Source organism: Corallococcus exercitus, assembly GCF_003611585.1.
Taxonomy (GTDB): Bacteria; Myxococcota; Myxococcia; order Myxococcales; family Myxococcaceae; genus Corallococcus; species Corallococcus exercitus.
In genome coordinates this window covers 1-11,728 of the sequence record NZ_RAVW01000317.1, presented here as the reverse complement: position 1 = coordinate 11,728, position 11,728 = coordinate 1, and the positions used below count along the sequence as shown (strand labels likewise).

Sequence of the window (11,728 nt, the reverse complement as noted above, 5' to 3'; positions counted from 1 at the left end):
TCGGCGCAGTTGGTTCTTCCAAGCCAGCGTGCGCTCTACGACTCAGCGGTAGCGCCCCAGTCACTCCTTGGTCTCGACACCCGGGCGCGCGATGCGGGCGGCAATGCCGCGCAGGCGAAGCCCGCTTCGGTTCTTCCCGGGGCGTAGGCTTTGTCGGCGTGGAGTTTTCCCGGGCGGAAGCGGCGCTGCCCCGAAGGCATTCGCACTGCGGGCACGGAGTCAACAAGGGGGAAGAGGTCGTGCGTGTCGTGCACGTTGGAGGCAGTCATCGACTCGGTCAGAGGCAGCCCATGGGCCTCTATGAGAAGATGATGCTTGCTACCCGCCTTCGCTCTATCCGTCGGGGTTGGAAGGACGAGGTGCTTTCATGAGAGGCCCTAGGAGCAGCGGACCATAGCCGCGTTTTCAGGCGTTCCAAACGGATCACCGCGAAGGAGGGCTACCCGAGGGCGGCAATGCCTTCCGGTGGATGCAATCCCATGGCGGTCGCCAGGCTCACTTCGGGAAGCGAGCCGTCAATTGCTCCTGCCAGGAGTCCAGCGCCTTGTTCACGTCCATGCGCTCGGTGGCGGTCTCTGCCTTCGCGGCATCGGCGTAGAGGCCCACCAGCTTGCGCGCGAGGTCCGGCGCGACGTCCTGGCCCTGGGTGCGCTTGCGCAGCTCCGCCACCAGCTTGTCCAACCGTTGGGCCAGTCGCTGCTCGGAAGGATTGGTTCGGGGCAGGGTGGGCAGAGGGGGCAGCACCAACGGCGGGACCTTGGGCAGCTCTGGAATGACGGCCACCGGGGGCGCGTCGTGCTGCGCGATGCGCAGGGCCAGCTCCTTCTCGATGCCATCGAGCGCCTGATGGATGCGCGTGCGTTCGGACTCCTTCGTCGCGTCCACGGCGGCGCGGTACTGCTGGATCAACTTGCCGCGCAGCGTTCCTTCCGCGTCCACGTCCTTCGCCCGCGCGCGCAAATGCTTGAACAATCCATACATCCGCCGCGCCAGCTTCTTCTCGGACGCAGTCTCGACGGGCAGCGCAGGCAGTCCGGAGGCCTTGCCCTCCGTCTCCGACGCCGCCTCCACCTCCTCATGCGCCTCCTGCACGGGCTCGCTATTCGCGACCTGAGCAGGAGCCACCACCACCGGATCCGGCGTCTTCACCACCACGGGCGCAACGGGCATGGGCGGACGCGGTGCCAAGCGCGGAGGCGCTTCCCCGGGCCGCGTCAGCCACCAGAGCCCCGTGGCCACCAGGACGGCTCCCGCGACCACCGCCGCCGCGAGCGGAGCCACCTTCCGGCGGTCCGCGAGCAATGCCGCGAGCCCCGGCGGACGGGGCGCCGTGGGCGACGTGGGCTCCTCCCGCTTCGTCACCGCCGGTACGCCAAGCCCCAGCGTGCCCGGAGGCCGCCCCAACGACAGCACCTTCAATCGCTGACGCACCACCTCCGCGGAAGCAGGCCGCTTCGCCGGATCCTTCTCCAGCAGCTGGAGCACCAGCGCGTCGAACTCCGGCGGAATCCCCTCCACCTTCGATGAGAGCCGGGGCGGGGCCTGTTCGACGTGCGCGAACATCACCTGCACGTTCTCACCCTGGAAGGGCCGCGCGCCGGTGAGCATCTGGAACGCCATGATGCCCAGCGCGTACAGGTCCGTGGCCGGGCCCACCGCGCCGCCGCGGATCTGCTCCGGGGCCATGTAGTCCGGCGTCCCCAGCACGGAGCCGTCCGCCAGCGTCAGGCCCTCGCGCGACTGCAACACCTTGGCGATGCCGAAGTCGACCAGCTTGAGCGTGGGCGCCGCGTCCGGCCGCTCCACCATGAAGACGTTCGCCGGCTTCAGGTCCCGGTGCACCACGCCCGCCCGGTGCGCCGCCCCCAGCGGGGAGAGGATCTGCTCCAACATCCAGACCGTCGTCCCCACGTCCAGCCGTCCCCGCGCGCGCAGCACCGCCGCGAGCGACTGGCCCTGGAGCAACTCCATCACCACGTACGGCCGCCCGTCCGGCAGCTTCCCGAAGTTGAAGATGTCCAGGATGCCCGGGTGCCGGATGGCGTTGACCGACCGCGCCTCCACCACCAGCCGCTGCTCCTGCTCCGGCGCCATCAGCTCCGCACGCAACACCTTGATGGCGGCCTGTTTGCCGATGATGGGGTGCTCCGCCCGGTAGACGACCCCCATCCCGCCCGCGCCAATGCGCTCCTGGATGACGAACTCCCCCAGCTGCGCCCCGAGCAGCGGATCCACCTTCGGCGCCACAGGTGCCAACGCCATCGGCACCTCCCGCTCCGTCAGCGCCCGGTGTGCCCCCGTCTCCGGAATTCTTCTTGTCTTCATGGGAAAGCTCGATTTGCGGCGACAGTACCGTGAGCTTTGGGACGCCGTCGCGTGCCCTGGGGGCTTGTCCGCTGTTTGCTCGTTCGCTTGGCGACGCAGTGCTCCGCGCACTTCCAGTGAGCCGGTCCTTTTCCTCTCCGTCACGCTCCGGCGGCCAGAATCTCAAGCAGCCCGCAGGCCCGGCTGATCTTGAGGGGCCGTGGTGCCCGTGGATCCGAACTGTTCAGGGAATGCTCGTCTCCAGAGCGAAAAAGGGTGATCCGCGGGGGGGGCGGCCTCAAGGAAACGGGGGTGACCCGTTGTAGAGTCAGGTCCGTCCTTTCCTGGACGTTCCCGGGTCGCGCTTCCGGATCCCTGCTCCCCAGGGATCGCACCCGAGGGGGAACATGGCACCGGCATACGACGCCCTGGTCATCGGCACCGGGTTTGGCGGCGCGGTGGCGGCCTGTCGGCTCTCGCAGGCGGGCCTTTCCGTGCGCGTGCTCGAACGCGGACTGCGCTACCCGAAGGGCAGCTTCCCTCGCGACTTCGAGGACCCCCGCAACGGCTGGCTGTGGCAGCACCGGCAGGGCCTCTTCGACATCAAGCTCCTCAAGGGGATGAGCGTCGTGCAGGCCGCGGGGTACGGCGGCGGCTCGCTCATCTACGCCAACGTGCACCTGCGCCCGCCTCCGGACGTGTTCGCGTCCGGGTGGCCGGAGGGCTACAGCCGGGAGGCGTTGGATCCGTACTACGACCTGGTCGCGCACATGCTGGACGTGCAGCCCATCACGGCCTCCGCGCGCGGCCTGCCGCCCAAGACGAAGCGGATGCAGGAGGTGGCGAAGAAGCTGGGCCGCGAGGCGCAGTTCTTCCACCCGAACCTCGCCGTGCGCTTCGCCCCCGCGGGCGAGCCGCTGCCCAACAAGTTCGGCGTGCTCCAGGAGGGCTGCAACTACTGCGGCGAGTGCGACATCGGCTGCAACCGGCGCGCGAAGAACACCCTGGACCTGAACTACCTGGCCGTCGCCGAACAGCGCGGCGCGGAGGTCACCACGCAGGCGGAAGTCACGCGCATCGAGCCCCTGTCACCAGGCTACCGCGTCACCTTCACCGACCACGCCAGCGCCGGCATGCAGCGCACCGTGGACGCGCGCCGCGTCTTCCTGTGCGCGGGCGCGGTGAACACCACGGAGCTGCTGCTGCGCAACCGCGACGTGCTCGGCACGCTGCCGGACCTGAGCGCGCGGCTGGGCTCGCGGTACTCGGCCAACGGGGACTTCCTCGCCTTCGCCTTCGACACGAAGGAGCCGTGGGACCCCGCGGTGGGCCCCACCATCACCACCGGCATGGTGGTGGAGGAGGGCCAGGGCAAGGACAAGACCTGGTTCCTCTTCCAGGAGGGCGGTCACCCCGTGCAGGCGGCGGGGCTGATGATGGCCATGGACCCGGACCGCGCGATGACGCTCCCGGCGGACCTGCTCCAGCGCGAGCTGGTGAAGGTGCTGCGCACGCGCTCGAAGGAGATGGCCTCCATCGAGAACGAGCGGGGCCGCTTCCAGGCCGTGTTCCTGGCCATGGGCCGGGACAAGTCCAACGGCCGGCTGTCGCTGTCGCCGATGACTCGCGAGCTCCAGGTGCAGTGGGACGTGCCCGCGAACCTGCCGCTGTACCGCACGCAGGAACAGCTCTGCGAGGACGTGGCCCGCGCGCTGGGCACGCGCGCCGCGTACAACCCGCTCTGGGAGCGGCTGCACCTGCCGGTCTCCGTGCACAACCTGGGCGGCTGCGCGATGGCGGAGGAGCCCGCGTACGGCGTCCTCAAGCCCGACGGCGAGGTGCACGGCTATCCCGGGCTGTATGTGATGGACGGCGCTGCGCTGCCGGTGGGCATCGGCGTCAATCCGTCCTCCAGCATCGCCGCGGTGGCCGAGCGCAACGTGGAGCAGGTCATCCGCCAGGTGAAGGACGCGCCGGGCTGGACGGCGCCGGAGCGCGCGCCCGTGAAGGCCGCGCCCGCGTACCCGCCTCGCGCCAGCATGCGGATGATGCCGGAGGTGGAGACGGTGGCCTCGCCGGTGGTGCCGGGGACGGATCCGCTGGGCGACGTGGTGATTCCTCCCGGCGGCACGGTGGCGTCTCCCACGCCGGTGGTGGGCCTGCGCTTCACGGAGCGGATGAAGGGCTTCCTCCAGCCGGGGCACCCGGCCCCGGACGACTTCGACGGGGCGGCGCGGGCGGGCCAGCGCGCGGGGCAGACGGCGGAGTTCGTCGTCACCATCACGCTGCCCAACCTGGACCGCTTCCTCGCGCAGGAGTCGCACGGCGGCATCGTGCAGGGCACGCTCAACGTGCGCGGCTTCACGCCGCCCGGGGGCGCGCCGGTGGAGAACGGCGTCTTCAACCTCTTCGTGGGCACGGAGCGCTTCTACGAGCGGCGCATGCTGTACCTGCTGCCCTTCACCGGCGTGGACGGCCAGCCGTACCTCCTGGATGGCTACAAGGAGGTCAACGACGACGCGGGCTTCGACGTGTGGAGCGACACGTCCACGCTCTACACCGTGCTGCGCAAGGGCCACGAGCGCTCCGGGCCCGTCGTGGCGAGCGGCATCATCCGCCTGCACCTGCCGGACTTCCTCCAGCAGCTCACCACGTTCTCCGTGCTGGGCACGTCGTCGCCGCTGAAGCAGGCGGACGCGATGCGGCGCTTTGGCGGCATGTTCATGGGCACGCTGTGGGACGTCTTCGCCCGCGCGAAGTTCGACTAGGGGGGAACACACAGTGGGCATGGCGAAGCGGTACGACGTGGTGGTGGTGGGCTCCGGCTTCGGTGGCTCCATCACCGCGTTGCGGCTGGCGCAGAAGGGCAAGTCGGTGGCGGTGCTGGAGCGGGGCCGCCGGTACGCCCCGGGCCAGTTCCCCCGGGATGTCACTCGCGCGGACGAGCTGCTCTGGCACCACCCGGTCCGCCCGGAGGCGCGGGGGCTCTACGACGTGCGCTTCCTGTCCGGCATCGGCACGGTGACGGCGAGCGGCGTGGGCGGCGGGTCGCTCATCTACGCCAACGTGCACGTGCGGCCGGACCCCATCGTCTTCGACCACCCGCGCTGGCCCCGGGGCTTCAGCCGCGAGGCGTTGGATCCGTACTACGACAAGGTGGCGCGCGAGCTGGACGTGAAGCCGTTCCCCGCGTCCATCCCGCTGAAGAAGCGCGACCTGTTCCAGCAGGCCGCCCAGCGCATGGGCCGCCAGACGTTCGACCCGGACGAGGCCGTCTCCTGGACGGAGCCCTCCGCCCCGGGCCGCAAGGCGTGCCAGCGCTGCGCGGAGTGCGAGTTCGGCTGCCAGCACGGCGCCAAGAACACCCTGGACCTCACCTACCTGGCGCGCGCGGAGAAGCTGGGCGCCACGGTGTGGCCGGGCCTGTCCGTGTCCCACGTGCAGCGCGTCGCGGGCGGCTACCGCGTGCACTTCATGGACCTGTCCACCGGGGAGAAGACGTCCGTGGAGGGCAGCCGCGTCGTGCTGTCCGCCGGGGCGCTGGGCACGGTGGAGATATTGCTGCGCAGCCGCGACCGGGCCCGCACGCTGCCCTTGGTGAGCGAGTGGCTGGGCAAGGGGTACTCCGGCAACGGCGACTTCCTGGGCTCGCTGCACGGCAGCCGCGAGGAGATCCTCCCGTGGCAGGGCCCGGACGTGGCCACGGTGATGCGCTTCTTCGACGCGGCGCCGCGCTTCACGATGGTGACGGCCACGTTCAACCAGCCGGCGACGGCGGTGCTCGCGGGGATGGGGCAGCCCCAGCTGGGCCTGCTGGGCGGCGTGGGTTCTCCGCTGTGGACGAAGCTGTGGCCGCTGATGCACGGCGCGTTCGCCAAGGGGCTGTTCAACAAGCCGCTGGGCACCGGCGTGGACCCCTCGCGCACGAGCAACCTGTTCGCCATTGGCCAGGACAACGCCAACGGGCACATGGTGCTCAAGGGCGACCGGCTGGACATCGAGTGGGACTACGCGAACGAGAACGTGGCCCTGGTGAACCGGATGACGGCCGCGATGCGCGAGCTGGCGTCGCAGTACGGCGCCACGTTCGCGCCGCTTGTCACCTGGGAGCTGTTCCGCCGGCCGTTCACGGTGCACTCGCTGGGCGGGGCGCACCTGGCGGAGTCGCCGGCGCGGGGCGTGGTGTCGAAGGAGGGCGAAGTGTTCAACTACCCCGGACTGTACGTGGCGGATGGCTCCGTCATCCCCACGTCCATTGGTTTCCATCCGGTGATGACCATCAGCGCGGTGGCCGAGCGCATCGCGGAGGCGGTGGCCCATGGCTTTTGATTACCGAAGCGGCGAGGCGGTGTCCCGGACGTTGTCGCAGGACGTGACCCTCAAGGGCCTGCCCGTGGCGGAGCGGTACGACTTCCTCGCGGGCGACGGCGTGCCCCTCAAGCTCACCCGCTACGTGGGGGGCACGAAGGGGCCGGTGCTGCTGGTGCACGGCGCGGGCGTGTGGAGCGGCATGTTCATGCTGCCCACGCTGAAGGAGAACTTCGTCCAGCACCTGGTGCGCCACGGCTATGACACGTGGCTCTTGGACTGGCGCGCCAGCGTGCAGCTGCCGCTGCGCCAGTTCACGCTGGACGACGCGGCGGATCACGACATGCCGGCGGCGGTGCGGCGCGTGCGCGAAATCACCGGCGCGGAGTCGGTGCAGGCGGTGGTGCACTGCGCGGGGTCCGCGGCGTTCTTCATGTCCATGGCCGCAGGGCACCTGCCGGACGTGCGCACCGTGGTGGCGTCGCAGGTGGCGCTGCACCACCACACGCCGGCCTCCACGCGCTTCAAGGCGCTGCTGCGCGTGCCGGAGTTCCTGGACGCGGGGCTGGACTCGCTCACGCCGGATGACGCGTCCCGCACGCCGCTGTTCCAGGCGGCCTTCACCAAGGTCGCGGGCTTGCTGCGGATGGAGTGTGACAGCCCGGTGTGCCACCGGCTGTCGTTCATGTATGGCCCGCTGTACCGGCACGCGCGGCTCAATCCGGAGACACACGCGCGGCTGGAGGAGCAGTTCGGCCGGTGCAACCTGCTGACGTTCCGCCACCTGGGGCAGATGTCGCGCGGCGGTCACGCGGTGAAGTTCGACCATGGCCGCGCGGGCAACCTGCTGCGCTACGGGCAGGCCCGGCCGCCGGACTACCTGGATCCGGAGCCCTTCCAGCGGCCCATCACGTTCGTCTCCAGCGAGCGGAACCGCTGCTACCTGCCGTCGTCCACGGAGCGCACCTTCCAGTGGCTCCGTGAGGCGAACGGCGCGCGCTGGTACCAGCGCCGCATGCTGCCCGGCTACGGCCACCTGGACACGTTCATGGGCAGCACCGCCGCCGAGGACACCTACCCGGTGCTGCGCGAGGCGCTGGAGTTCCAGCCCCGCTGACGTTGGGCCTGCCTGCTTTCATTCCCCTGCGTCCGGGGAAGCAGGAGGCGGGGCGACCGCCCGCCGACGATGGCGGCCCCTTCACCGGTGCTTACCGTTGGGCCGTCGTGGGGATTCTCTTCCCCGCTCGCCTGTGTGGAGGCCCGGATGAAAGCAGTCGTGCTGAAAGGCTATGGGGACGTGGATGTGCTCGCGGTGCAGGACATGCCCGAGCCGAAGGTGGGGCCGGGCGAGGTGAAGGTCCGCGTCACCGCCGCGAGCATCAACCCGGTGGACTGGAAGATCCGCCGGGGGGACATGAAGGGGCGGATGGACCTGAAGTTCCCCGCCATCCTCGGCCGCGACGTGTCCGGTGAGGTCGTGGAGGTGGGCACGGGCGTGGAGGCCTTCGAGCCGGGCGACCGCGTGATGGGGCTGGTGAACGCCGGCTACGCGGAGACGGTGGTCGCGCCCACGGAGTGCTGGGCGAAGGTGCCCGACACCCTGGACCTTCAGGACGCCGCGGCGCTGCCGCTGGTGACGCTGACGGGCACGCAGCTCATCGAGGAGCACGTGAGGCCCTCGCATGGGGACACGGTGCTCGTCACGGGCGCGCTGGGCGCGGTGGGGCGCTCGGCCGTCTTCGCGGCGCGGGCAAGGGGCGCGCGCATCTGGGCGGGTGTGCGGAAGAAGCAGGTGGAAGAGGCCCGGAAGCTGGGCGTGGACGGCGTCGTCGCGCTGGATGATCCGAAGGACGTCGCGAGGCTGCCCACGCTGGACGCGGTGGCGGACACGGTGGGTGGTGACGCCGTGGCGGCGGTGCTCGACAAGGTGAAGCACGGTGGGGTCGTGGGCAGCGTGCTGGGGGAGCCGAAGGGCGCGAAGGAGAAGGGGCTCGTCGTGCGCAGCTTCATGGCGCATCCGGATGGGCACCGGCTCTCGCAGATTGCGGAAAGCGCAGCGAAGGGGGACCTGGTCATCCCCATCAGCCGGACGTTCAAGCTGGACGACGCGCGCGAGGCCCAGAAGGTCGCGGAGCAGAGCGGCGTGGGCAAGGTGCTGCTCGTCAATTGACGCCAGGGTTCAGAACGGGGCGGCGCGGGTGAAGGACACGCGCTGCCCCGTCGCCGGGTGCACGAAGGACAGCGTTTCGGCGTGCAGGTGCAGGCGGAGGCCCGCGTGTCCGTACAGCGGGTCTCCCACGATGGGTGAGCCCAGGCCCAGGGGATGGGCCGCGTGGACGCGGAGCTGGTGGGTGCGGCCGGTGCGCGGATGGAAGGCCACGCGCGTGTGGCCCGCTTCGCGGCGGAGGACCTCCCAGTCGGTGACCGCGGGCTTGCCGTGCACGGGGTCGACGATCTGGCGGGGACGGTCGTCCAGGTCGACACGGAGGGGCAGGGTGATGGTGCCTGTGTCTCCCTGCACGGGACCGTCGATGAGCGCCACGTAGCGCTTGGCCACGTCGCGGTGGAGGAACTGGCGCTGGAGGGACGCGTGCGTGCGGCTGTCGAGCGCCGCGACGAGCAGCCCGGAGGTGTCCAGGTCCAGCCGGTGCGCGAGCAGGGGACCCGTAGCGTGCGGATACCGTGCGCGCAGGCGGGTGAGCACCGAGTCCAGGAGGGAGGCGTCCCGTCCCGGCACGGACAGCAGGCCGCAGGGCTTGTCGATGACGACGAGCCACGCGTCCTCGAAGACGATGGAGAGCTCCGGCGTGGGCGCGGGCGGCGGGACGAAGACGCGCGGCGCGGAGACCTCCAGGCCCTCCAGCATGAACGGGAGCAGGGGACCGCACTTGTCGCGGCACGCCGGATAGAACGCGCCCTGGATGCGGCCGCCGGACGCGGGCGGCGTGCCCCACCAGAACTCCGCGAGCGCCACCGGCTGGAGGCCATGCGCGAAGGCGTAGGAGAGCAGCTTCGCGCCCGCGCAGTCACCGGCTCCGGATGGTGGCTCCGCGCCGCCGTAGAGTGAGCGCAAGGGGCGGGTCTCGCCGCGAGCGTTGGTGATGGCGTAGGTGCCGTGGAACTGCTTCATGAAGCCGCGCGAGACGATGCGCCGCAGCCGGTCCAGGGCACGCACGCGACGCTCGGCCTTCGCGCGGGCAGGGGCGAGCTGGCGCCGCGCCTCTTCCTGGGCCGCGTCCCACCGGCGCTTCTCCGCCTTGTCGCCCCGGCTCTCCTGGTCGAGCGCATGCAGTGCCCGGGCGCGTTCAGACTCCGTGAGAACAGAGGCGGTGGGCTTCTCCTGGTCGAGCGTGTGCAGTGCCTGCACGCGTTCAGTCTTGGTTCGCTCGGGGGCTGCCTCGGCGTCCGTTGACGGCAGTGGGGGCAAGGTCTCTGCCGCGCGGGGTTCCGTCTGCACGGGCCTGGCCAGGATCGCCGCCCGGCGTTCGTGTCGCTGGCGGCGGCGGGTCTCATGGCGCTGGCGCATGGCCTCTCGCTCCGTGGCCTCGCGAGCCTGACGGGCGTCATCCTCCTCGCGCAGGCGGCGCAGTTCCTCGGAAGCACTCCATGCTTCGGCTCGGGCCAGCAGGGCCTTCACCGTGGCATCGGCCACCGGCTCCACGCGGGCACGCGCGTCACGGTCGAACACAGGGGGCACGAAGCCCGGCACATCCCAGCGTCCCGCGAGCATCGCGGAGAAGGCTCGCAGCACGCCGAAGGTTCCGTCCGCCTGGCGCACCACGAGCACGCCGAACATCTTCCCGCCGTCTGGACCCTGGAGGCTGTCGCTGACCAACCCGGGGGCGATGAAGCCTTCACGAAGCGTGGCCTGCAGCGACGCCGCCGCCCGGCGTGCGAGGGCGTGCGGGCCCACTGCGTCGAAAGGGCTCGGGAAGGCTCCTGGCACTTCGTCCGCCCCAGGCGCCGGTTCGAGTGCGGTGACAAGCGGGTCCACGGCGCCGGAGTAGCACGAAACCGCAGGTGGCCCCACCGGTCCTGAAGGCCTGGCGGGCAGGCTGGCTGCCATTGCAATCCCATGTGAGGATGACGCGTGCAATTCATGCCCATGCCCCTCTCATCATCCGCGACGATTCGCCTTGCCGGGCACCTCCCGCGCCTCCGGGCCGCCGTGCTCCTGATGGTCCTGGCCACAACTCCGGCGGCCGCCGAGGAGCCACGGGCCCCCACGGTTCCCAGCAAGGTCAGCCAGGACGCATGTCCACCGGCGCTCCACGTCGTGGTGGATCCGCAAGAGCTGAAGAAGCAGGTGCGCGCCGCGAAGACGACCACCGGGTTGCGGAAGCTCCTCCACCCGCTGGGATTGGATTCGGCGTGGGAGCGGCAGGAGTGCCTGCTGCAGGAGGGACCGGCGTCGGCGCAGCTCGACGTCTTCCGTGCGCGCATCATGTCGGCGGACGCGCAGGACTTCATCCTCCAGGCCCGGGGACAGGCGTGCGATGCGCTGAAGCTGTTGTCCGGGGTGGTGCTTCACCCGCTCAGCGGCAAGAACACCTTCTGCGCCACTCCGATGGAGTTCCTGCCAGGCGTGATGGAGAGCGAAGCCTACCGCGTCGTGTTCTCCTTCGAGAACCTCACGGACCCGGTCCGGCAGGTCTTCCGGGTCGAGGAAACCGACGCGGACTCGCGCAACGAATACCAGACGCTGTCGTATTGGGAGGCGCAGGAGGGCTCGCTGCGCTCCATCTTCACCATCGAGTCGGGAAACCACTCCGGCTTCGTCAACGGCTCGACCGAGGCGAAGGTCACGCCGGTGGGCGACGCGTTCCCACGCTTCCTGGAGGTCAAGGAGTCCAGCCGGGAGTGCGGCAAGTTCATCGACATGCCCTCGGGCGAGAGCGTCTATGAGTCCAGTTGCAGGGACGCCGAGAACGAGGTGCGCATGTGCTACCGCCGCAAGTCTCCCGGTGCCCCGGGGGTCTATGACAAGTGCTAAACGACCGCTCATGATTCTCGAACGGCTCGGAGGGTAGCCAAGCGCTGGCGGAGGAAGGAAGGGGCAGGAGCTCGCGTCGTTCGGCCTTGTGTGCGCAAGAACCGGATGAAGAAGCGAGCCCTG

At 70.2% G+C, this 11,728-nt stretch carries 7 protein-coding genes; 5 read left to right on the top strand and 2 right to left on the bottom strand.

The window, feature by feature from the left end; all coding sequences use genetic code 11:
• Positions 1–495: 495 nt before the first annotated feature.
• Entirely contained in the window at positions 496–2,262 is a 1,767-nt protein-coding gene (locus tag D7W79_RS30260; protein ID WP_244222055.1) for a serine/threonine-protein kinase, read from the bottom strand.
• A 449-nt stretch (positions 2,263–2,711) separates the two neighbouring features.
• Here D7W79_RS30260 and D7W79_RS30255 point away from each other — a divergent pair, with 449 nt between their 5' ends.
• The 4 genes from D7W79_RS30255 (at position 2,712) to D7W79_RS30240 (ending at position 8,782) form a co-directional block, all read left to right on the top strand.
• Positions 2,712–5,072: a GMC family oxidoreductase N-terminal domain-containing protein gene (locus D7W79_RS30255; RefSeq protein ID WP_120528848.1), complete on the top strand. Its 2,361-nt coding sequence runs from the start codon at positions 2,712–2,714 to the stop codon at positions 5,070–5,072.
• Between the two features lie 19 nt (positions 5,073–5,091).
• Positions 5,092–6,633 (top strand): FAD-dependent oxidoreductase, encoded by a 1,542-nt coding sequence (locus D7W79_RS30250; RefSeq protein WP_120528847.1) that lies wholly within the window; start codon positions 5,092–5,094, stop codon positions 6,631–6,633.
• Entirely contained in the window at positions 6,623–7,729 is a 1,107-nt protein-coding gene (locus tag D7W79_RS30245) for an alpha/beta fold hydrolase (protein ID WP_120528846.1), read from the top strand. Before D7W79_RS30250 ends, D7W79_RS30245 begins: the two co-directional genes overlap by 11 nt.
• A gap of 147 nt (positions 7,730–7,876) precedes the next feature.
• On the top strand, positions 7,877–8,782 hold the full coding sequence (locus D7W79_RS30240; protein WP_120528845.1) for an NADP-dependent oxidoreductase: 906 nt from the start codon (positions 7,877–7,879) through the stop codon (positions 8,780–8,782).
• Between the two features lie 9 nt (positions 8,783–8,791).
• On the opposite strand, the gene D7W79_RS30235 is transcribed toward D7W79_RS30240, so the two are convergent.
• Positions 8,792–10,525: an RluA family pseudouridine synthase gene (locus tag D7W79_RS30235; protein ID WP_208729882.1), complete on the bottom strand. Its 1,734-nt coding sequence runs from the start codon at positions 10,523–10,525 to the stop codon at positions 8,792–8,794.
• Positions 10,526–10,780: 255 nt separating this feature from the next.
• Here D7W79_RS30235 and D7W79_RS30230 point away from each other — a divergent pair, with 255 nt between their 5' ends.
• Positions 10,781–11,605, top strand: coding sequence for a hypothetical protein (locus D7W79_RS30230; RefSeq protein ID WP_208729881.1), 825 nt, complete (start codon positions 10,781–10,783; stop codon positions 11,603–11,605).
• Positions 11,606–11,728: the final 123 nt, after the last annotated feature.